A 21,525-nucleotide genomic window follows, 5' to 3' on the forward strand; every position below is an offset into this window, starting at 1 on the left:
GCGGTGGGGGATGGAGCCGATCGGATTCGAACCGACGACCTCCTGCTTGCAAAGCAGGCGCTCTCCCAACTGAGCTACGGCCCCTCGATACTGGCGGGACGTGAGGCGCCCCGGAGGGCTGAAGGATGCGCCGCGTACGACCTGTGCGCCAGTTTTGCCGAAGGTCTCCCGCTTTCAGAAGCAAAGAGAGGTGCGGCGTCAGTCCGTGTTCCAGAGTTTCGAGTCGAACCCATCGAAGAGCACGGAGTCATCCCCCTTCGGCGTGATCACGAGCAGGGCCCGCATGGCGCGCGTGGCGGCGACGAAGAGGGTGCGCCGCTCACGGACGAGGAGGTCGGTCTGCGCGTCGTCGTCCACCCCGCTCGGGAGATCCGGGTAGGTGGACCCGATGAAGCCCGCCACCGCCACCACCGGAAACTCCAGCCCCTTCGCCGCACGCAGCGGGAGGACCTGCACCGTGTTGTCGTCGAACTCGAAGTTGCGGGAGTTCTGGAACACGGCCGGGACACCGCGGTTCTCGAGCGCCTCGGCGATCCTCCGTCCCTCGTTCGAATGGGGCACCAGGACGGCGCTCGACCCCACGGTGAAATGGAGATGGCGCGTGGCTCCGCGCAGATACCGGGCCAGGAGGCCGGCCTCCTCGTCGACATCGTCCAGAGTCCGGACGATCGGCAGCGGGCCCGAGTGGACATACCGCTGCGGGTCGGGAGCGAGGTCTTCGGCGAGACCGGCCGCGAGGTAGTCGCGCGCGCCCTCGATGATCTGTTCCGTCGAGCGGTGCGTGGCGGTCAGGGTCTCGACGTGGCCCCCGACGCCCGCGACGGTCCGGTGCGTGAGCACGTCGTCCCATGAGAAGCTCGCCGTATATATGGACTGGTTTTCGTCCGCCGCGGCGAAGAGACGGTTCGGCTCTGCGCACAACTCGATCAGCAGACGGATCGCCGACGCCCCGAGATCCTGCAGTTCGTCTACGATCACGGCGTCGTAGGGCCGCACCGGGCTCTTGCCGGACGCCACGAGGGTCGCGGCGGTAGCCCGCGCCTGCTGCCACGTTCGGCACCCTGCCTCGGCGAGCGCTTTTTCGTACGCCTCGTGCGCCGTCCACACGACCCGCCGGGACGCCTCGTCCAGCGGCACGCGCCGACCGGGCCGGGGCTCCGCCAGGTACTCCGCCAGAGTGCGAACGCCCCTCCCCTGGATCACGACCTCGATCTCGGTGAACAGGAAGGCGACTCCCGGCGTGGCAAGATCCCGTACGATGCGGCGCCGTATCTCCGTCTTCTCCCCCGGCTCGGGCCGGCGCAGGAGCGCGCCCGACTCCGTGAGCACCTGCCATGCGAGGCTGTCCACGGTCCGCACGTCCACTAGCTGCGCGTCGTCGCCGAGCAGTGACTCCAGCAGCTCCCTGGCGAACGTCCCCAGCGCCTTCGTGAACGTCGCGAACAGGATGCGGGGCTCGGAGTGGCCCAGTTCCCTCAGGGCCCGGATCATCTCCCGCGCGCGGTAGAGGGCGACCGTCGTCTTCCCCGTCCCCGGTCCGCCTTTCAGGAGGGTCGGGCCGGCCGCGTCCGGCGTCCACGCGACGTGTCTTTCCTGTTCCGGACTGAGCTTGAGCAGGAACGGGACGAGTTCTCCCTGCGCGTACCGGAGCAGGTCGTCCACCCCACCGGGCGTCACGTAGCTGGGTTCCGCGTCGACCAGAGCGATCGGCTTCTCGAACATGTGCGCGTCGAGGGCCAACAGGTGCTCAGCCGGCACCCCCGGACACCCGAGGAGCGCCTCCTGTGTTCCGACTCGCGTCAGCCGCTCGTGATATTGCGGTGGCACGTCCAGGGCTTTGAGCAGGGCCTCCGTCACGGACTCGGGAAGCCGTGTGACCTCCTCCCGAGGCTCCGCCGGCTGCATCCAGCGCCGGATCGGCGCGGCGTCGGCCGCGGACTGGCCAACTGGAGGGAAGGTTCCGTGAGAGAAGGTCTCCGTGGCGGGGATCGAGTCATACGTGTCGTCGGAACGGAGGCGCACGGAATAGAGACTGACGGACGTCTCGTCGAAGGCGTAGATGACTCGGTAGTCGCCGCTTCGGAGGCGATGAAACCCGGCCCACTCGCCCTTCATCCGCTTTCGAACCTTCGCGTCGGGCTCGGCGTGGATCGCGAGAGTCGAGACCTTGTTCATGACCCGCCCGACCTGGGTGTTCGGAAGCCGCCGCAGGTCCTTCGCGAAGTTCGGCTTGAAGGAGATGGTCCGCACCGAGGTTTTCGAGACGGCGGATCTCAAATCGATGTCCTCCTGCACTGAGCCGGTTCGTGCAAGGCACAATAGTAGCGTCTTGCGACGGTTCGGGTTTCACGTCTACGCTCTGTTGAAGACTCGGGCAGCCCAACCTCCGGAAGGCCGGTCGGCCATGGCGGAATCTCGCAGGTCATTCCTGAAGCAGTCTGCGGCGACGGTGGCCGCCGTGTCTCTGACCGGCTGTGCTCCCGGGGCGGGCCGCGAGGCGGCGGGGGAGATTGACGGGGACACCTCCGCCCTCCCGGCCGAGACTCTCCGAGCCGTCGCCGAAGCCGTTCTCCCCGGCGAACTGGGCAGCGACGGTCGCGAACGAGCCGTAGCCGCCTTCGAGCGGTGGTCCGAAGGACTGGAACCCGTCGCCGAACTCGGCCACCCGTATCTGGTGCCGGAGATCCGGTATTCGGGGCCGGATCCGAGACCGGGGTGGGCGGCGCAGCTTCAGGGGCTCGAGAAGGAGTGCACGCGCCGCCACGGGGTGTCCCTGTCGGAGCTTGACGTGCCCGGCCGCCGAAAGCTGCTCGCGCGGCCGCTCGGGCAAGCCGGGACCGCCTTGGGAGCGCCCGGGAATGCGGACCACGTCGCGCTGGCTCTCATGGCGCACTTCTTCGACTCACCGACCGCGACCGACCTGTGCTACGGGCGGGCCATCAGGAAAGTGCGGTGCCGGACCTTGGACGGGGCCGAAGACGAGCCCCCCGCGCCGGGAGCCGGACCGTGACGCGCGTCGTCGAGAGCGACGTCTGCATCATCGGCGGCGGGATCAGCGCCGCCATGGTGGCGGAACGGCTCGCAGAGCGGACCACGGCAACCATCACCGTGGTCGAGGCGGGAGAGCGGACGGCGTCCCTCCAGGAACGGCGTGAGACCCGGGCGCGGATGCTGGCGTACGGCGAAAACCCCTATCCGAACGACCATATCCCCGGCCAGACCGGCACGGGCGCCATGTACAGTTCCATGGTCGTGGGCGGATCGGCGATGCACTGGGGCGGCGCGACCCCGCGCTATTCCCCGGAGGATTTCCGTCTCAAGTCCCTGTACGGGGTCGGCTTCGACTGGCCCATCTCGTGGGACGACGTGGAGCCGTACTACCAGGAGGCCGAGGAGCGGATCGGCGTGGCGGGCGAGCAGGGTCCCCACGAATGCGACCCGCGGTCGAAGCCCTACCCCATGCCTCCGCTGCCGCTGTCGTACAACCTCGCGCGCATGCGGGAGTGGACCGAGAAGACGGATATCCCGTTCTGGACGCAGCCCTGGGCGCGCAACACCGAGCCCTATCAGGGGCGCAACGTCTGCCGGCGGTGTGACACCTGCTCCGTCTGCCCGACGGGAGCCAAGTACACGCCCGACTTCGCCTTCGACCGGCTGATGGCGGACGGGCGCATCGACCTGGTCACCCGCACCCTGGTCCGGCGCCTGTCCCTCGAGCCGGATTCGGACCGGATCGCCTTCGCCGAAGCGGTCGACCGGGACGCGCCCGATGAGCCAGTCGAGTTCCGCGCGGGAACCTTTGTGATCGCCGCCGGCCACGCCTGGAGTTCCCACCTGCTCCTGCTCTCGGCCAACGGCCGCTTCCCGGACGGGCTCGCCAACCGCACCGGAAACGTGGGGCGGTACATGACGGGACACTGGTACATCAGCGGTTTCATCAACCTGCCCATGCGCCTCTATCCCGGCATCTTCGTCTACAACAGCCTCCTGTCCCACCGCTTCGCCAGTCCGGGGCCGCTGGACCGCTACGTGCGCCACGACCTTCGGCTGTGGGAGTCGGCCGTCGGCCGCACCGGGAGGCTCATGGACGAGGACGGGCGGCTCATGTGGGGCGACGAGATCATGGCCGACTGGCGGGCTCGCACCGAGTCCGAGTCCACCGCGCGCATCCGGGCCTACTACGACCTGCTCCCGGACCGCGAGAGTCGCCTGACTCTGAAACCCGGATCCACGAACGAGCTGGGCGACCCGATGCCCCGGATCGACTTCCGCCCGGCTCAGGCCAGCATCGACCTGGAGCGCCATACGTACGACACGATCACAGGCCGCTTCGAGGAGCTGGCCCGGGCGGCGGGGGGCGCCATGAGGAGCACCGGGGCGCCATCCGAGTTGTGGGAGCATCCCGGCGGCGGGTGCAGAATGGGCGACGATCCGGGCACGAGCGTGGTGGATCGCTGGGGGCGAACCCACGACCACGAGAACCTGTTCGTGGCGGGGGCCCCGACCATCGTCTCCAGCGGCTGCGCGAACGGGACGCTCACCTTCTGCGCCCTCTCCCTCATGGCCGCGGAGGAGATGGAGAAGGAACTGCCGTCAGCTTGAGGGGCCGGAAGGAACCCGGTTGCGAACGATCCGGGTTTGGCGCGACCCGAGTCAGCTCCCGTCACCGCAGTACAAGACGATGCGTCTTCCCGACCCGCCGGGCATGCGGATCCTCGACTCCCGCCTCGGATGCGAAACGCGGCCAGCTACCGACCGCGGCGAGTACCCGGTCGACGACGCGGCTCGCAGCTGGAATCTTGAGCCCGGAGGTCTCCGCGAATTTCAGCAGGTCGGCGCGTTCGAAACCGTTGCGCTTGCCGACCATGCTCATCTGGTGTTGGCCTGTCCACAGGCCGTGCGGGTTGTAGGCGTACGCCACGTCGTATGCCGGCGACAGTCGCCACTTCCCGCCACGGTTCATCAGAAACGCGATGTTCTTCACGTGATCGTCCTGATTCCGCGCGACGATGTTGAAGACCGCCCGGCGGTACTGCTCCTCGACCACCGCCATGCCGAACCCGAGCCTGCGGATCGTCTCCACCGCCTGCTCGTACGCATACGCGCCCGGCACGTTGTAGTCGAAGTGCCGGAGCGCCGCGAGGGACTGCATGTGGATCTTCCGTCCCTTCGCGTCGCGGTCGAAGCGGCGCGTCATGAAGTGGCTCCGGCCGCCTTCGTGATGCAGGCGGCATTCCGACATTTCGATCCCGGCTTCGCGCGCCATCAGGTGATACGCGTACTCGATCCGTCCGTAACCGAGCGGATCCGCCAGTTCCCGGTCGCGGTTGTTGGCGACGCCGTCGAACTTCAGGATCCAGTTCTCGAACCCGGCCTCCGCGTCCACCTGGCCGGACCGGAACTCGCCCGTCTCCGGATTCCAGGCGAGCACAGCCTTCGCCCGTGCGCCGCCTGCGGAGGTCCCCACGTTGAAGATGTCCTCGAGCGTTCCGCCGTCGTCACCGCCGTCGAGCCTGCCCGAGAGTCGGCCCCGTTCGTCGAGAATCCGGTTGGCGAGATCGACCAGTTGGGCGATCTCAACCTCGCCCCGGTTCCCGCTTCGTAGCGCCGGTTCGAACTCCAGCGCCCCGACGCCGCGCTTGCCGATGTAGCAGAGCCGGTCCACCGGACTGAAGTCCTCGAGGCGGCGTTCGGTCTCCGCCAGCCAGACATCGATCAGCCGGTTGCCGAAACTGTCCGGCAACGCGTCCGCAAGCAGGCCGGGCAAGCCTTTGAACGACTCCCCGAGCGCGGGGAAGGCATACGGAGTTTCGCGCACGGGCATCGCCATCGGAGAGACCTCGATGCCGGCCGACACGAACGCGGGATCGTACTGGAACACGCCGACTCTCCGCCCTGCATCCCAGGACACCGCGCCGATTCGGCGGCCCCACAGGTTCACGTTGGCGTCAGTCATTCAAGTCTTCGGCCCACGACCAGGGCTCTTCCGGCGACGCGCCCTTCCGGGGGCGAGCGCGGAGCCGTTCCCGGCCGCCGGAGTCCATGCGTTCAATGGGTCGGATCTCTCCCGGCGGCACGGCGCTCAACAGACCCTCCCCCAAGCCAAGGGCAATCGCGAGGCGCAGCAGGCTGTCCAGACTGCACGGCTGGCCGGCCTCGATGCGGCGAAGCGTGCGCAGTCCTATTCCGGCGTCTTCGGCCAGCATCCGCTGCGTCACGTTCCTCGCAAGGCGCAGCTTCGCCAGGCGACGCCCCAGTTCGGTTCGCAGCGCACGGGATGTCAGACTTTCATGCGTCACGCCAGCAGCCAGGATTTAGCTCCCATGCTCGCAAGCCTCCGTTGGTCCGGGCCCCATATTGTCGCTAAACCGACGAAATATCAAGAGGCCATATCTTGCCGACTAATGGCCAAAAGCGACGATACACGGCTATATATTGCCTCTTAGAATGGTAGATCCCGGAGCCATCGGCACCGGAACGGGCCGCCAACCGGCGCCCCGAAATGCTTGAAGGCGTCGTAGTAGTCGTCCGTCAGATCTGGGAGTAGCACATCGGCGTCGGTTACCGCCGCTTTGTCGCCGGCGGTTACGGCCGCTTCTCGCCAGCGGTCACGGGGAAGCGGAGGTAGTTCTCGGGAGGCGGCAGGCTGCACACCGAGTGGGGGGTGAAGGCGCAGGGCGCGTTGTAGGCCCGGTTGAAGTCGATCGTCGTCCAGCCGTCGTCATCCGGGAGCGGCGCGCGCATATAGCGGCCCGCCTGATAGGTGTCGGTGACGGCGGTCGAGTCCCACAGGCTGATGAAGTAGGAGCTGCTCGACGCCGTAGCGAAGGCCATCAGGCGATGCTCGCCGCCGTTCGCCCGGAAGACCAGGTCCCCGGGGGCGCTGTTCTCGAGGGTCCCGCCCCTCACGTCGGCCAGCGACACGGTGCGCGGCTCCCGATAGGGCTCGAAGCGTGCCGTCACCCGCCACTCGTTCCCAACCGGGAAGTACTCGGGAAGCTCGAAGGTCTCGAGGCGTGGGGCGTCGGTGTCCCAGACCCGCAGCCAGAGCCGCTCCGTCCCCGGTTCCGCGTGGACCCGCATCCCGAGCGACCCCAGCGCCAGCCGGATCGTCCCCTCGCTCCGGTCGTCCGGCAACGGGATCGGTTCCGTGACCGACTCACCGGCCGCACCGGACTCCCGGTCCCTCACACGCAGGCCGCTTTCGGCCTCCGGGACGAGACGAACCGCCCCGCCCTCGAGGTGCAGGGTTCCGGCCAGGGGAGGCGCGTCTTCTTCGGGCAAAACGATGGCCAGCGACGGGTCGGAGCCGAACGTGTTCGCACCCTCGGCAAGCGCGAAGAGCCCGTCCCAACTGATGACGCCCGCGTTGGGGTTCGCGAGGTTGTTTCGGCGCCCGTCGCGCCATTCCTCGTACTCGATCATCAGGATGTCGGGTTCGACCGGAGGCGGATCGGGCCACGCCTCGCCGACGCAGCCCGCCACCACGGCACCGAGCGCCGCGACCACCAGCACGGGACCGCCCCCGGCGGATCGCGCCTTCTGGACACGACGCCGCTTGCCGGCAAAGCCGGTCAACCCCTCGCCGTTCTCATGTCGCTAGCATGCGCCCGGCACCCGGTTTCGTGCAACCGCGCGGCAGCGACTCCGAGGCTGCTGCGCGCTTGCTGGTGGCGCGACGTAGAGGGGGGCAGGCAAGAGTTCTTCGTTAGCCGAGACGCAAGGAAAAGAAACCCCGCTTCACTTTCTTAGCGGCGCGCCGAGAGGGCGTAAGCAAAAGTTTCTTCGTTAGCCGAGACGCAAGGAAAGCGAACGGCGAAAAATCTTGCTAAACGGAAGCTGCCTCAAGATTATTGGAGCAACTCAACGCAAATCGAGGAAGACCAGAACCCGTTGGGATCACGAAAATGAGACGCGAAGCGACAGGCACCTACGACGTTACCGTAGCCGGCGGGGAGACCGTGCGGGCCTTCACCCCCATGGCTCTGCCACCCTCGCCGGACATCGACCTTCGGGAGGGGCTGCGGCAACCGTTCGAGGCGGCGGCCGCCGCGCTGGGGCGACTCGATGCGGTGACCGAGCTTCTTCCGGATACCGCCCACTTCGTGTACGGATACGTGCGGAAGGAAGCCGTGCTCTCCTCCCAGATCGAAGGCACGCAGTCTTCCCTTTCCGACCTCATGCTGCACGAAGCGGGAGGGGTACCCGGTGTTCTACGGGACGATGTCGTAGAGACATCAAATTACGTAGCTGCATTGTATCACGGGATTCGGCGTCTGCGCGACGACTTCCCGCTCTCGAATCGCCTCATGCGAGAGATGCACACCAAGCTACTCGCGAGCGGTCGCGGGGCAGCAATGATGCCTGGTGAGTTCCGGCGATCGCAGAACTGGATCGAGGGCTCGCGTCCCGGCAACGCGGCTTTCGTTCCTCCGCCGCCGAATCGTGTGGAAGAGTGCATGGCCGCGCTCGAGCGGTTCATCCACGCGACGGACGACGACCTGCCGGCGCTCGTCAGGGCGGGGCTCACCCATGTGCAGTTCGAGACGATACACCCCTTTCTTGACGGAAACGGACGGTTGGGTCGCCTCCTGATCACTCTAATGTTGTGTGATGCGGGGCTCCTGCGTGAACCTCTGCTATATCTCAGCCTCTACTTCAAGCGGCATCGGAACACCTACTACGAGCTTCTCAACGAAGTGCGACACACGGGGGACTGGGAGGCGTGGCTGCGCTTCTTTCTCGAAGGCGTGCACGAAGTGGCGGAGGGTGCCGTTGCGACCGCCCGATCCGCACTTGACCTGGTTGCGGCCAACCGTGCCCGGATCCAGGAGGGACGACGAGCAAGTTCGGCTCTGCGGGTGCATCGGGCGCTGGTGGAACGCCCCGTCGACAGCATCAACGGACTCGCCGAGCGAACGGGTCTCTCCGGTCCGACGGTCGCAGCCGCGTTGAAGTTGCTCCAGGGGTTGGGGTTCGTTAGCGAGGTCACGGGGCGACAGCGGGGCAAGATCTTCGCCTACGACACCTATCTCGGCGTGCTGAGAGAGGGGACGGAGGAACCTCCGGGATAGGGTACGCGATTGCCTGCCGCCGACGATTAGCCCTAGGGGACCAGCGCCTCCAGGGCCTCCGGGTCGCGGGGGAGCGCGGCGGTCAGGACCTCGGCGCCGTCCTCGGTGACGAGGACGACCTCTTCCACGAACACCGAGACGCCGAGGTCGTGGTTGTAGTACCACGGTTCGACGGTGAAGACCATCCCGGGCGCGAGCGGTTCGTCGAGGAGCGCGGGATCTCCCGACGAAAGCCCGATATGGTGACCGAAGAAGGAGGGGGTCTGCATGTACGGCTCCTCCTCGTCCGGGATCGCGTCGTAGGCCGCCTCGGTGAGTTCGCGCAGCGTGACGCCTGGGCGCACGGCGGCGATGATGGCCTCCGCCGCCCGCGTGCTCACGAGGAGTTTCTCCCGCTGGACCTCGGTGAACGCCCCGTTGGCCGGGAAGGTGCGGCCGACGTCGCTCACGTAGCCGTTGACCTCGCACCCCACGTCGAGGATCACGAGGTCGCCGTCCTGCAGGGCGCGGTTGCGGCGGTCGTAGTGGGCCGCCAGCACCCGCCACGGCCACAGGCTGTTGGGACCCGACTTGACGATGGGGGTGAAGGGGATGGACTGGGCGCCTGCGTCCCGGCAGGCGCGCTCGAACTCGCCCTGGAGGGAGCGCTCGTCGATCCCCGGCCGCACGAGGGACGCGGCGGCCCGGATCCCGGCCATCGTCGCGGCGGCCGCGCGCCGCATCCGCATGATCTCGGCAGGCGACTTCACCATCCGGAGCCGGGCGATGATGTCGAAGGCGTTGACGATCTCGACTTCGGGATGGTCGTCCCGCAAACGCCGGATGAGAGAGGCCGTGGGGTCGAGACTCCCGATCAGCGGCACGACGGGATCCGGCACGGGACCCGACGCCCCGGCGTTGACCCGCAGAAGAGCACCCGCGCCCAGCCGCTCGCGAAGGAAACGGTCGAGTTCGGCGATGTCCCGGTAGACGTCGGCCCCGCCGAAGCCGCGAAGCGGATAGTCGTCGAGGAGGGGACGGCCCGGAAAGTCGTTCGGCCGCCCGGGGTTCTCGAAACGCGGATCCCGCTGCGGCATGAAGAGGGTCGAGAGGCCGCGCTCCGCGTCCAGCACGAGCATCGACTGGACGACCTCCAGACCGGTCAGGTACCAGAAGTCCTCGAGCTGCCGGAACGTCTCCCCGTGCGTGAGACCATCCGAGGAGGGGACGAGGAGGAGACCGCCCCCCGTCGCGCGCAGGCCGTCGATGATCCGGTTGCGGCGGAATTCGTACTCCTGCGGACGGAACCCCGGCCGCGCCCAGTCGGTGTATCGCTGCTCCGGTGTCTGGGCCGAAAGCCGGACAGGATCTCCGGTGACAACCGCCGCGGCGGCGAGCAACGAACTCGCGAGCAGGGTGCGCCCGAGCCGCCGGCTCCTCGCCGGTAAGACGGAGCCGGACCTCAGAGTCGCCATACGACGAGGAACTGGACCGCGCTTTCCGTCACGTCCGTCCCCAGCTTGTTGCGCCAGTACTGGTATTCGATCCCGGTCATGAGCCGGCCGCCGCCGCCACCCAGCGCCCGGCCGACGTCCAGCGTCAGCTGCGGCTGCGCGAGGATCCAGCCGCGGTCGTCGTTGCCCTCTTCGGTCGTCACCCCGCTGATGTACTCCGCGTGGCCCGTGAAGGTGAACGCCTGCCCCAGCATCTCCCAGGTGGCGAGCCAGTTCACGTCGAACATGAATCCGTCGCTCGTGCTCGGGGCGCCACCGCCGCCGAGCCCGCTGCTCGCGTCGACCATGCGGGCGAAGTCCGTGTTGAGGAAGATGAACCCCGGGATGTCCCACGACGCCCGGAACCCCGGCGTGTACTTGAGCACCTTCGACTGCGCGCCGTAGTTCACGCCGCCCAGCAGGGCGAAGTCGCGGATCGGCCCGAACCCCACCCGGCTCCCGGTGATCTTTCCGAGGCTGAGCGTGGGATACCACTCTCCGTACAGGTCCTTTTCGTTGAACTCGTCGTTCCCCCCGTCCGCGGCGTAGTCGAAGAAGAGGAAATGGTCCCCCCAGGCCCACTGCGCGGCGTTCTGGAACGTGACGACGATCGTCCCGTCGCTGGTTTCCGCGAAGGGGTTCACCAGGCTGCCCATCTGAAGGTGGAACTCGGTCTGTCCGGCCGCAGCCCCCGGCGTTGTCAGAAAGAGCCCCGCCGCGGCCAGCTGGGAGACGGTCAGCCCGACCACGGCACGGCCGACTACGCGGCGCCCAACGGCATGCGGAGGGGGCGGGGGCGCGAGGAATCCGGAAGGTCTGGAGGTTCTGGGGCGCAACGTGATCTCTGGAGTTACGCCGTCGGGCGAGTCGCCCGCCGGCCCGTGGAACTGGTTAGTGGCGAAGCAACGTTCGCGAAGAACACCTTGTCACGCCAGCCTCGCACCTCCTCTCTGCTGGACCCCTACGCTTCGACCAGCTGGCGGCGGGACAGGGCGGCGAACATGCCATCGCGCTTGAGGAGTTGGTCATGCGTGCCGCTCTCGATGACGCGTCCCGCATCCATGACGAAGATCCTGTCGACATCGCGAATCGAACTGAGCCGGTGCGCAATCACGAGACGCGTGACGCCACGCTTCCGCAGCGACTCCTGCACCATCGCCTGGGCGCGATTGTCGAGGGCGCTGGTGGCCTCGTCGAACAGCAGCACGCGAGGCTTGCGCGCGAGCGCGCGGGCGATGAGGAGCCGCTGCTTCTGTCCCACCGAGAGGCCGGTGCCGCCCTCCGAGAGTACGGTACGCATACCCATCGCCATGGCCCGGATATCGTCTTCCAACGCCGCGTCGCGAGCCGCAGCCCAGGCCTCCTCCGTGCCGAGCGGAGACACCCCCGCGATGTTCTCGTATATGGTGCCGGCCACGATCTGCCCGTGCTGCAGGACGACGCCCATACGCCCTCGGACCCGGGCCAGATCCAGGCTGGTCAGGTTGTGACCGTCCAGGAACACCGTTCCCGAGTCCGGCGCCTCGAAGCCCACCAGCAGACGATAGAGGGTCGACTTCCCGCAGCCGGAAGGACCCACGAACGCCACGTAGTCGCCCTGCCGGACCTTGAAGGAAACACCGTCGACCGCGTTCGGCCGGTCCGGCTGGTATCGGAACGTCACGTTCTCGAATTCGATGTCGCCTTTGAGTTCGCCCGGGTCAATGCCGCGGGCGGGCTCCGGCTCGGCATCGAGAATGGGTCGCACGCGTTCGACGAGCGGAATGATCCCGACGACAGTGGTTACAGCTCCGGAGATGGCGGTCACCGCCCCCGCGAGCTGCCCGAAGGCGGCGTTGAAGCTCAGGAAATCGACGAGGTCGAATGACGTGCCTTGCGATAGCATGCGCTGGATGACTGCGAAGATCACGATCAGCGAAATCGACTGGAAGAGCCCGCCCAGGACTTGCTGCCCCGCCGCCCAGTGCCGTGCGGCCAGGCCTTCGCCCTTCTGCTGACCGTAGAGCCGGGCCCAGTGGGCGAGCGCGTAGCTTTCCGCGTGTGCCACGCGGAGCTTGGCGAGACCCGAGATGACCTGAAACACGAACCCGCTGAGTTCGCCCTGGGCCCGATAGGCCTTTCGGTCATGACGAAGCTGGCCCAGCGAGAGCAACCAGTTCCCGGTCGCCAGCAGCAGCAGCAGGCCGGTGACGAGCAGCGCGAGCAAGCCGCTGTAGTAGAACAGCAGTGCGAGGCTGAACACCGAGAAGATGGCGCCCATTGCGGCCTGCACCGCGGCTCCCGTGAGCGCCTGGCGGATGGCTGCGACGCCGTTGGCCCGGCTTGCCAGGTCGCCAGCCGTGAACCGGCGGAAGAAAGGCGCCGGCAAGGAGACGAGGCGACTCCAGATCGCAGCCTGCAGGCGCTCGTCCGTGCGGGTCTCGATGCGCAGAGATGCCAGCCCGCGCACGATTTCGAACACTGCGCTGCCGAGGGCGACCATCACGAGTGCGCCAAATGTAACGAGCCACAGCGAGATGTCGCCTCGCGGGATGATCTCGACGAGGATCTGTCCCGTGAGGATCGGCGTCAGCAGCGCACTGAGCCCACCAAGCGCCCCGAGCGCGATCAGGGTCCGGAAGTCCCGTCCCCGGCCGTGCAGCGAGAATCGAAGCACGTCTCTGATGCCTTCTATCCGGATCGGGAGCGGCGCGTAGAGCCCCAGCGAGTCGGGCGCGATCTCGCTCGCGGTCCTCCTGCTGACGACGAAGCTCGCCCCCGTCTCGGGGTTCACGGCCCGATAGGTACCGCGGTCGTCGGAGAGAAGGGCGAGCGGGCGCGTCTCGTCCGCGTTCCCGTCGTCGCCGACGAAGAAGCCGACCATCGAGGGACCCGCTCGTCTCCACCAGCCCGGCGTGAGCCTCAGCCACCGGGTCTGCATGCGCGACCGTCGGGCCAGGAGTTCGATCGTCTCCCTGGGGCTGGCGTCGGCCGTGCCGTCTCCCGCGATGCGCGGGATCTCAAGCGTTACACCAAGCGACTCGGCGACCAGGTGCACCGCGTGCTGTAGAGGCGAACGGCCTTCCGCCCGGGCCCGGACGTCTTCACTCGTGGCACGGAGCACCCGCCCGAGGCCGCGGAGTGCCGCGCCTACCGACGCCCGCTGGGCTTCGCGCGTTTGGCGGCGGCGCGCAATCAGTGTCTCCGCTTCCTCGAACTCCGTGAGGAGGGCGAATTCGAGCACCTGCGCGCCGAAGTGATCGAACGCCGGCCACAGTCTCTCCATGACGAGTGCAGTCGGCGTATAGACGGCCGAGACCTTCGCATCGCTGTCGAGTTCGAGCCAGGTCCGCTCCGAGACCGGAAACAGCGGCTCCGAGATCGTCACGATCAAGTCGTGACGCCCGAGAAGGCGCATCGGCGTGTTGGCGGAGACCCAGACCACGTCCAGATGCTGCGCGGTCAGGACGGAACCCGCCGCATATGGCACGTCCGGGTCGGCTTCGAGCAGGAGGGCATCGGGCTGCGGGGGCAGATCGCGCACCAGGAAATCCGACAGGTGTGAGATCCACCGGTCGACCCAGTCCGTCGTCGCCAGATCGAAACTCCCCGATCCGACGCCGGCGCGTTCACCTTCGATGATCACGGCGTCCTGCGAGGGCACGGCCAGCAGACCGAGCGCACGCTGCGGCTCGTCCGACACGACGAGCGGGCTGGTGCCGAAGGCCATCTCGCCCGAGCGAATCCGGGCAGCGAAGCGCCGTCGCCCGACCACCTCGCCGTCGCTCGATTCGACGACGAAGAGATCGAGGTGCCCGCGCTCCACGTAGTGAACCCGCTCGGGATCGTCGATCGCGAACGGTCGGTTCGCTCCGGTTTCGCTGCGGACACCGCGGATCCGCTCGATGACAGAGACGTCGGTCATCATATCAATCCGTCATTACGAGCGTGCGATAGAGGCCGTCCTCAGCGATGAGCGTCTCGTGCGTGCCGCGCTGGACGATACGGCCGCCCTCGAGGACCACGATCTCGTCCGCATCGCGGATTGTGCTGAGCCGGTGAGCGACGATCAGGCATGTGCAGCCGCGCCGCCGCAGGCTGTCGTCGATCTCGAGTTCGGTTACGGGATCGAGCGCCGCGGTCGCCTCGTCGAGAATCAGCACGGCCGGATTGCGGGCGAGGGCGCGCGCGAGTTCGAGCCGCTGGCGCTGTCCGCCGCTGAAGTTGCGTCCGCCTTCGTCGACGGGCGTGTCATACCGCAGCGGCTGCGACGCGAACAGGTCGTGGATGGAAGCGTCGCGCAGCGCCTGGACGATATTGCGCTCTTCCATGGTGGGATCCCACAGCGCGACGTTGTCGCGCACACTCCCCTCGAAGAGAGCGACCTCCTGGTCCACATGCGAGACGATTTCGGCGAGCCGCGCCGGAGAGATGTCGTCGAGGGGCTCTCCGTCGATCCGCACGTTGCCGGATGACGGCTTCAGCAGGCCACAGACTAATCTGGCGATCGTGGACTTGCCGCTCCCGGATCCGCCCACGAGTGCCACGCGTCGCCCGGGCGGTATCGACAGGCTGAAGTCCTCGATCAGAGGCGGATCCGTCACGTTGTATCCGAAGGTGATCCCCTCAAGTTCGATAGAGCCGCGCGGCGGGGGGGCAGCGGTTTCCGGCTCGCGTTCCTGCAAGCCTGCCCGCGTGCGTTCGTCCGCAACGTAGTTCAGGACATCGTCCAGCCGGGCGATGTCCCCCTTGATGCGCTGCAGGTTGGCTCCGAACTGCACCAGGCCCCGCACGGGCTGGGCGAAACTGGCCGCCAGACTCTGGAAGGCGACCAAGCCGCCGATGGTCAAAGCCCCGTCGGCTACGCGCAGTCCTCCGAATCCGAGGATGGCCACACCCGACAGCTGGGAGATCAGCATCGCCGCCATTCCGGCCACGGCCGCCACGATTCCGAGATGCTGCTGGGCGCTCAGGGCATTTGCCTGGATCCCGGACCAGCGAGCGAAGAAGTCGCCTTCGCCAGCGTTGGACTTAAGCGTCTCGATGATCTGGATGCCGTTGATCGAAGCGCCCGCGAGCCTCCCGTTTTCCCGCAGCAACCGACGGTTCGCCGCTTCCCGGGCACCGCCGGAGAGCTTGAGCACGAGGACATGCAGCGCGGCCACGATCAGGGCGATCATCGTCAGCCCCGCGTCGTACGAGAGCATGACGGAGCCGTAGATCACCATCGTCAGCACGTTCACCAAGTTGATCGCGAGTTCCCCCGAGATCAGCCTCGCGACCGCGTCATTCGATCCGACGCGGCTCGCGATGTCACCCGCGTAGCGCTGACTGAAGAAGAGCAGCGGCAACGACGCCACGTGCCAGAAAAAGCGGGCCGTCGCGACGATGGAGAGCTTCGTCTCCATTCGGGCGAACAGGATACGTTGCAACCAGGTCAGCGCTCCCTGGATCAGGGCGACCGCCCCCAGTCCGAGCAGGAGCGGGACCACCCAGCTCCCGTCCTGACGGATCAGCACTTCATCGATGAACGCCTTGAGCATCGCCGGAAGCGCCAGACCCGGGACGATCATCGCCAGGGTCGCGATCGCGGCGAATGCAAGAGGTCGCAGCGCCTGCCCGAGGCGCGCCTTCAGACCGCGCAGGAGGTCCGGCGGGTCGCCGCCGGGACGAAAATCCTTGCCCGGCGCGAACGCGAAGCACGCGCCCGAGTATGCTTCGTCGAATTCCTCGAGGGAGATCCGTCGCGGGCCGTGGCCCGGGTCGTTGATGTAGACGCGGTCACCCCTGATCCCCTCCAGGACCACGAAATGGTTGTAGTTCCAGAAGGCGATCATTGGGAACGGTATGTCGAACAGCTTCTCGCGCCCGGCGCGGTAGCCTTGCGCGGACAGGCCGTAGGAGCGGGCCGCACCCATCATGCTGGCCGCGTTGGCCCCGTCGCGGGAGACGCCGCACCGCACTCGCAGCGTTTCGAGAGGCACCCACCTGCCGTGATACGCGAGGACCATCCCCAGGCAGGCGGCGCCACACTCCGTCGACTCCATCTGCAGCAGGGGCGGAACCCGTCGGCGCCCGGACCCCTTGAGGTTGGGGCGAAGCTCGTGACGGCGTTTCACATCGAGAGCAGTTCCCTCAACCACGGCATGGCGAGCGCAATGGGGGGCTGGCTCTCGACCCGGATCTCGACCGATGCGAGGGTGCCGGGGGTGATGTCCACCGCGACGCCGCGCGACGAAGTCCAGGCGAAGCCGCTCGCGGTAGACCCGTCGGGGTCAAGCACCACCCGGCCGGGGTAGGGCGGCCCGTTGCTCGAGAAGGAGGCGGCGAGATCCTGATTCTGGAGCACCGCGACGATGCCTTCGAGGCTGGCCGGGAACTCCGAGAGGCTCTCGACCGTCCCGGTCATCGCGCCGTACTCCTCGCGCCGGACCGTACTCGGAGAGACGAGCACCGCCATTCCCGCCTCGACGCGTTTCCCGTCGGCGGGTGACACGTACATCAGGACATCGAGACCGGTCTCCCCGCTCTCGACGCTGAGCACCGCCTGGCCGGCCCCGAGGGTCGCGCCGACCTGGGTCTTGATCTCGGTGACGCGGCCCGAAACCGTCGAGCGAATCTTCCAGGTCTCGATCACGGCCGCGAGCTCGTTGACCTGGCGTTGCGCCTCCATGTGCTGGACCTGCGCACTCGTGATGCTCTCGTTGATCTGGCTGCGGCGGCGGAGTTCGTCCGCTTCCAGTTGATCGCGCCTGCGCATGACCTCGAACAGGCTGCTCTGGGCAGCATCGAGGCTTTGCGCGCTGTTCTCGACGGCGGTTTGCGTGACGATCCCTCGTTCCGCCAGTTCCCGGAAGTTCCGCAGGCGTTCGCGGGCCCGCGCGACCATCTCCTCGGCAGCCTCCTGAAGGGCCCCAAGACGCTCGCGCTGATCGGCCACGTTCTGCTCGAAGAGGACGTTCTCCGCAGCAGCTTCGGCTTCCCGGTCACGGAGGGCGCGCAGCCGCTCATCCGCAGCCGCGAGCGCGCCGGTGTACCGTTCCATGACCTCGGGATCGAAGGTCTCCGCCACAACATCTTCGACCTCGACCCGGTCTCCGGTAGCCACCCCGATGCGGTTGAGCCGGCCGCCCCGGGAGGAAACGACGTCGAGCACCATGCCGCTACGGCTGAGGATGATGCCTTCGGCCCGGACATAGGTAGAAAGTTGCCCGACGATGGACCAGACCACCGCGGCGGTCAGAATGGCCACAAGGGCTCCGAGAGCGAGCCACGCTCTGGGTGTCGTCACATAGAGCACCCGGTCGAGATGCTCGGGTGTCCCGAGACGCTCGGTTCGGGCGTTGCCGGACGACCCTTTCCCCGACCTCTCGCTCATCGCCCGTCCGGTGGCTGAATGCGCTCTGCCGAAGAGGATTGGATCATGACGCGTCAGGGCGCGGATCTCGGGTTTCGCACCGAGGCCTGCGCCCAAATGGATGAACTGGCGTTGCGCGATTCAACGGTTGGCAGCCGGAACTCGCGAGGAGCTCCACTACGTGACGGCTTGGTCAGGTCCTCTGGTGCAGCGACCGATTTCGTCCGCCACGGCCGAGTTCAGGGCGATGCAGTCTGCTGCCTATCCCGTGTAGTGCCCGTGCGTGATTTCGCAACCGCCGGTGTGGTCCCCACCGTTCGTCGTGTCGCAGCCGCACACGCAGACGGAGCCGGTCCCCGTTCCACCGACAATGCCCTCGGCTTCGGCGTCGTCCATGGCCTGCACATCCTGGCTCGATCTGGTCTCTTCCATGGTCTCCAACTCTTGGCCTCGGCCAATCTCTTGCGTCATTTCTCTCTCCCTCGCTGAGCGGCATCGCTGTTAAGCCTGGATGGTGGCGGGACACGCAAAGGGGAGGGAGTTTCCCGCCGGCACCGCCTTACTAGCCATAGTTGTGCGCATGACCTGAGCACGAACACTCAATGGAACCATCGCTTGCGATGACGCAAGTGCATCCTTCAGTCCGGCACCCGTGCGTGGCCGCCTGCGAACCACCGGTGCCCCCGACGATCGACTCCGCAGCGGCATCGTCCATCGGTCGTGCTTCGTTCGTGATATCGCCTCGCCTGCTCATGCTGCCCTCCTCTGTGCCTGTGCGTTCCCCACCGCTGGTGGTCGGCGGCTCACGCTTCGCAAGTCTTGGATTGGATTCATTCATTATAGAGCACAAACCGGAACCGCACCACCCTATTTGGGGGGGGGCTTGCAAGAGCTCTGCTCACGCGCTGCGTCGGCAAAAGTGGCTGTGGTGCCGCGGGCAGCGAAGTCCGTGACCATGCAGAATGTGAGCGAGGTGAGCTGGCCCCGAACCGGGCGGACGGTCCGAGCTACAGCCAGATGAACTTCGCGGCGAACACGAGCGCCACCACGAGCAGCATCGGCGAGCAGTCGCGCCAAAGGCCCGCCAGCACCTTGATCGCCACGTAGGTGATGAAGCCGAGCCCGATCCCGTCCGCGATCGAATGGGTGAGCGGGATGGCGATCGCGGTCACGACCGCCGCCGCGGACTCCGTGATGTCGTCCCATTCCACGTCCTTCAGGGCGCGGGCCATGAGGCAGGCGACGTACAGGATGGCCGCGGCCGTCGCGAAGGGGGGGATGGACTCTGCCAGCGGCGCGAGGAAGAGGCAGAGGAGAAACAGGCCGGACACGACGACGGCGGTCAGACCGGTGCGGCCGCCCGCCCCGACGCCGGCGGCGCTCTCGATGTAGCTCGTGACCGACGAGGTCCCCAGCAGCGTGCCCGCCACCGTCCCCGTCGAGTCGGCCATAAGCGCCCGATGGATGCGCGGCAGTCGGCCGTCCTCGTCGAGGAGGTCGGCCTGCTGCGCGACACCGATCAGCGTGCCGGCCGTTTCGAAGAGATCGACGATCAGGAATGTCAGGATCACGGCAATCATGCCCAACTGCAGCGCCGCGCCGATGTCGAGCGCGAGCAGCGTGGGCGTCGGGTCGGGCGGAAGCGACGCCACGCCGTGCCATTCCGAGACGCCCAGAATGAGGCCGACCACCGTCACGCCGAGCATCCCGATGATCGCTGCGCCCGGAACCCGCCGCGCCGAAAGCGCCGCGATCGCGCTGAAGCCGAGCAGGGCGAGCACGGCCGCCGGCGCCGTCAGTTCCCCGACCGTGACGAGCGTCGCCGGGCTCCCCTCGATGATGCCGGCGTTCCGCAGCGCGATCACGCCGAGGAAGAAGCCGATGCCGGCCGAGATGGCCAGCTTCTGCCCCCGCGGGATCGCATCGATGATCCAGCGCCGCACCGGCAGCAGGCTCAACGTGACGAACAGCACGCCGGAGACGAACACGGCCCCGAGCGCGACCTGCCACTCGTAGCCCATTCCGAGCACGACGCCGTACGTGAAGAAGGCGTTCAGCCCCATCCCCGGAGCCAGCGCGATCGGGTAGTTGGCGTACAGCCCCATGACCAGCGTGGCGAACGCCGCCGCGAGACAGGTCGCGACGAACACGGCGCCGAACGGCATGCCGGCCTCGGAGAGAATCTGCGGATTGACGAAGGCGATGTAGACCATGGTCAGGAACGTCGTGACCCCCGCCGTCACCTCCGTCCGAACGTCGGAACCGCGCTCCGACAGCCTGAACCAGCGCTCCAGTTTCTCGGTCATCGGCTCGACTCCCCCTGGTGACGGGCGCGGAAGCAGACGCCCGTTGAGCTTCCATTCACAATCGATTCGGCAAGCTTCCGCCAGCGGCGGCTATGGGTCCGCAGTGTTGCGATCACCTTCCCCCTTGGGGGCTTCCGGTGGGAAACAACTCGCATGGAGCGCCTCCACCCGTTCCACTTCCTTCGGAGTCAATCGCTCGAACTCTCGGGTGCGCGCCCGCTTGGACAGCCTGCCGCGGTTCTGCCGGAGGAACCTCGACAGGAGATCAATCGTCCGCTCCGGCATGTCCGCGACTTCCTCCTGCACGCGCCGCGAGAACTCGTCATACCCTTCCACATATGCGACTTCCCGGGGGAGATCCCGCATCACGGTCTCCTCGACACACCCATATAGAAACTCGGCGTGAGCCGTGGCGTCGAAGAACCGGTAGAAGTCGACCGTTTCGTTCAGGACCTCGACGTGGTGCCGTGTAGTGGCGCGCCACTCGACCAGGGGCAGGGCCTGCGAGGAGTAGCTGCGGAGAACCTCACGGTACTCCGAGATCCGCCTCAGCATGGGGACACTCACGGGAAACACGACATGCGGCGGGTTGTACCCGGCACGGGCCAGCACGTGATGAATCAGCCAGCGGTGAAGGCGGCCGTTCCCGTCTTCGAATTCGAACGGATGGATGTATACGAACCCGAAAGACAGAACAGCCGCCGATACGACCGGATCGACGGCCAACTGTGCTGTCCGCCGACCATACTCGACCACCCCCCGCATCAGATCGGCCAAGTCGTCCGGACGTGCGCTGATATGTTCCGGAATCGGATCACGCGTCCCCCGGTCGTGCTCGCCGATCCACCCGCCCTCGGTCCGGAGTCCGAGCTCGACGAACCTCGAGTCACCGATCACGAGTTCCTGCAGACGCACCAGTTCATCGACCGCAAGGTCTCGCTGGCCGGCCTCGCCGATCGCTCGGCCCCAACGGAGCCCCCGATCCAGCGTTGGACGCTCACCTTCGATCTGAAACGACGCCTAGCTGTCTTCGAGGAGCAGAAAGGCCGCGGCGCGACGGACGACATCCGGGTGGGTACGTCCAATCACTTCTCGAGCACGCTCCCCCAGGCGCATGTTCACATAGCGCTCAAGTTGAGGGGTCCGTCGAACCAGCGGGCAGAACCGCCTCGTACCCGGCAGGTTGTTCCGCACGCGGTGCCGACGCGACAGGGGCCCGGTCTCCGGTGCGAACTGCTGCCTGGAGCGTCCACAACCGGATACGGCTTTCACAAACTATCTGTAGACGTCAAAAAGGTAGCTTCACAGATTTGCAGAACCACTTCACAGATGAGCGC

At 67.1% G+C, this 21,525-nt stretch carries 15 protein-coding genes and 1 tRNA gene; 3 read left to right on the top strand and 13 right to left on the bottom strand.

Annotation, left to right across the window (positions count from 1 at the left end; genetic code table 11):
- Positions 1 to 11: 11 nt before the first annotated feature.
- A tRNA-Ala gene (locus ACOQPP_RS08540) sits at positions 12 to 84 on the bottom strand.
- A gap of 114 nt (positions 85 to 198) precedes the next feature.
- Positions 199 to 2,277, bottom strand: a complete 2,079-nt coding sequence (locus ACOQPP_RS08545; protein ID WP_420636305.1) for a UvrD-helicase domain-containing protein — start codon at positions 2,275 to 2,277, stop codon at positions 199 to 201.
- Between the two features lie 127 nt (positions 2,278 to 2,404).
- On the opposite strand from ACOQPP_RS08545, the gene ACOQPP_RS08550 reads away from it, so the two are divergent.
- Together ACOQPP_RS08550 and ACOQPP_RS08555 are read left to right on the top strand one after the other, a co-directional pair.
- On the top strand, positions 2,405 to 3,010 hold the full coding sequence (locus ACOQPP_RS08550) for a twin-arginine translocation signal domain-containing protein (protein WP_420636306.1): 606 nt from the start codon (positions 2,405 to 2,407) through the stop codon (positions 3,008 to 3,010).
- The gene (locus ACOQPP_RS08555; protein WP_420636307.1) at positions 3,007 to 4,602 is read left to right on the top strand and encodes a GMC oxidoreductase; all 1,596 of its coding nucleotides are present in this window, start codon (positions 3,007 to 3,009) and stop codon (positions 4,600 to 4,602) included. The genes ACOQPP_RS08550 and ACOQPP_RS08555 overlap by 4 nt, the downstream gene beginning before the upstream one ends.
- A 61-nt stretch (positions 4,603 to 4,663) precedes the next feature.
- Here ACOQPP_RS08555 and ACOQPP_RS08560 read toward each other — a convergent pair whose 3' ends face one another.
- From ACOQPP_RS08560 to ACOQPP_RS08570, 3 genes are all read right to left on the bottom strand, one after another.
- On the bottom strand, positions 4,664 to 5,956 hold the full coding sequence (locus tag ACOQPP_RS08560; RefSeq protein ID WP_420636308.1) for a type II toxin-antitoxin system HipA family toxin: 1,293 nt from the start codon (positions 5,954 to 5,956) through the stop codon (positions 4,664 to 4,666).
- Positions 5,949 to 6,299 (bottom strand): helix-turn-helix domain-containing protein, encoded by a 351-nt coding sequence (locus ACOQPP_RS08565; protein ID WP_420636309.1) that lies wholly within the window; start codon positions 6,297 to 6,299, stop codon positions 5,949 to 5,951. Before ACOQPP_RS08565 ends, ACOQPP_RS08560 begins: the two co-directional genes overlap by 8 nt.
- Positions 6,300 to 6,585: 286 nt before the next feature.
- Complete coding sequence (locus tag ACOQPP_RS08570; protein ID WP_420636310.1) at positions 6,586 to 7,578, bottom strand: DUF1684 domain-containing protein; 993 nt, start codon at positions 7,576 to 7,578, stop codon at positions 6,586 to 6,588.
- 329 nt (positions 7,579 to 7,907) lie between these two features.
- Here ACOQPP_RS08570 and ACOQPP_RS08575 point away from each other — a divergent pair, with 329 nt between their 5' ends.
- Entirely contained in the window at positions 7,908 to 9,074 is a 1,167-nt protein-coding gene (locus tag ACOQPP_RS08575) for a Fic family protein (RefSeq protein WP_420636311.1), read from the top strand.
- 32 nt (positions 9,075 to 9,106) lie between these two features.
- Here the strand turns inward: ACOQPP_RS08575 and ACOQPP_RS08580 are convergent, their stop codons facing one another.
- The 8 genes from ACOQPP_RS08580 to ACOQPP_RS08615 all read right to left on the bottom strand — a co-directional run bounded on the left by ACOQPP_RS08580 (position 9,107) and on the right by ACOQPP_RS08615 (position 21,103).
- Complete coding sequence (locus ACOQPP_RS08580) at positions 9,107 to 10,453, bottom strand: aminopeptidase P N-terminal domain-containing protein (RefSeq protein ID WP_420636312.1); 1,347 nt, start codon at positions 10,451 to 10,453, stop codon at positions 9,107 to 9,109.
- Positions 10,454 to 10,515: 62 nt separating this feature from the next.
- Positions 10,516 to 11,295 carry a nucleoside-binding protein gene (locus ACOQPP_RS08585; RefSeq protein WP_420636313.1) on the bottom strand — a complete coding sequence of 260 codons (780 nt, stop codon included), beginning with the start codon at positions 11,293 to 11,295 and terminating at the stop codon, positions 10,516 to 10,518.
- A 212-nt stretch (positions 11,296 to 11,507) separates the two neighbouring features.
- Positions 11,508 to 14,450 carry an NHLP bacteriocin export ABC transporter permease/ATPase subunit gene (locus ACOQPP_RS08590; RefSeq protein ID WP_419164931.1) on the bottom strand — a complete coding sequence of 981 codons (2,943 nt, stop codon included), beginning with the start codon at positions 14,448 to 14,450 and terminating at the stop codon, positions 11,508 to 11,510.
- Positions 14,451 to 14,454: 4 nt separating this feature from the next.
- On the bottom strand, positions 14,455 to 16,644 hold the full coding sequence (locus ACOQPP_RS08595; protein WP_419164930.1) for an NHLP family bacteriocin export ABC transporter peptidase/permease/ATPase subunit: 2,190 nt from the start codon (positions 16,642 to 16,644) through the stop codon (positions 14,455 to 14,457).
- Positions 16,641 to 17,903, bottom strand: coding sequence for an NHLP bacteriocin system secretion protein (locus ACOQPP_RS08600; protein ID WP_419164929.1), 1,263 nt, complete (start codon positions 17,901 to 17,903; stop codon positions 16,641 to 16,643). The genes ACOQPP_RS08595 and ACOQPP_RS08600 overlap by 4 nt, the downstream gene beginning before the upstream one ends.
- A gap of 240 nt (positions 17,904 to 18,143) precedes the next feature.
- Positions 18,144 to 18,314 carry a hypothetical protein gene (locus ACOQPP_RS08605; protein WP_419164928.1) on the bottom strand — a complete coding sequence of 57 codons (171 nt, stop codon included), beginning with the start codon at positions 18,312 to 18,314 and terminating at the stop codon, positions 18,144 to 18,146.
- Positions 18,315 to 18,889: 575 nt separating this feature from the next.
- A complete protein-coding gene (locus ACOQPP_RS08610; RefSeq protein ID WP_420636314.1) occupies positions 18,890 to 20,188 on the bottom strand; it encodes an NCS2 family permease in 1,299 nt (432 codons plus the stop codon).
- A 90-nt stretch (positions 20,189 to 20,278) separates the two neighbouring features.
- Positions 20,279 to 21,103, bottom strand: coding sequence for a Fic family protein (locus ACOQPP_RS08615; protein ID WP_420636315.1), 825 nt, complete (start codon positions 21,101 to 21,103; stop codon positions 20,279 to 20,281).
- Between the last annotated feature and the right edge of the window lie 422 nt (positions 21,104 to 21,525).

It is taken from the genome of Candidatus Palauibacter sp., assembly GCF_965222475.1.
GTDB lineage: Bacteria > Gemmatimonadota > Gemmatimonadetes > Palauibacterales > Palauibacteraceae > Palauibacter.

Excerpts from the sequence above, each read along its gene's own strand:
- ACOQPP_RS08590 (WP_419164931.1), bottom strand. The coding sequence starts at position 14,450 with ATGACCGACGTCTCTGTCATCGAGCGGATCCGCGGTGTCCGCAGCGAA.
- ACOQPP_RS08610 (WP_420636314.1), bottom strand. The coding sequence starts at position 20,188 with ATGACCGAGAAACTGGAGCGCTGGTTCAGGCTGTCGGAGCGCGGTTCC.
- ACOQPP_RS08575 (WP_420636311.1), top strand. The coding sequence starts at position 7,908 with ATGAGACGCGAAGCGACAGGCACCTACGACGTTACCGTAGCCGGCGGG.
- ACOQPP_RS08600 (WP_419164929.1), bottom strand. The coding sequence starts at position 17,903 with ATGAGCGAGAGGTCGGGGAAAGGGTCGTCCGGCAACGCCCGAACCGAG.
- ACOQPP_RS08550 (WP_420636306.1), top strand. The coding sequence starts at position 2,405 with ATGGCGGAATCTCGCAGGTCATTCCTGAAGCAGTCTGCGGCGACGGTG.
- ACOQPP_RS08560 (WP_420636308.1), bottom strand. The coding sequence starts at position 5,956 with ATGACTGACGCCAACGTGAACCTGTGGGGCCGCCGAATCGGCGCGGTG.
- ACOQPP_RS08605 (WP_419164928.1), bottom strand. The coding sequence starts at position 18,314 with ATGGAAGAGACCAGATCGAGCCAGGATGTGCAGGCCATGGACGACGCC.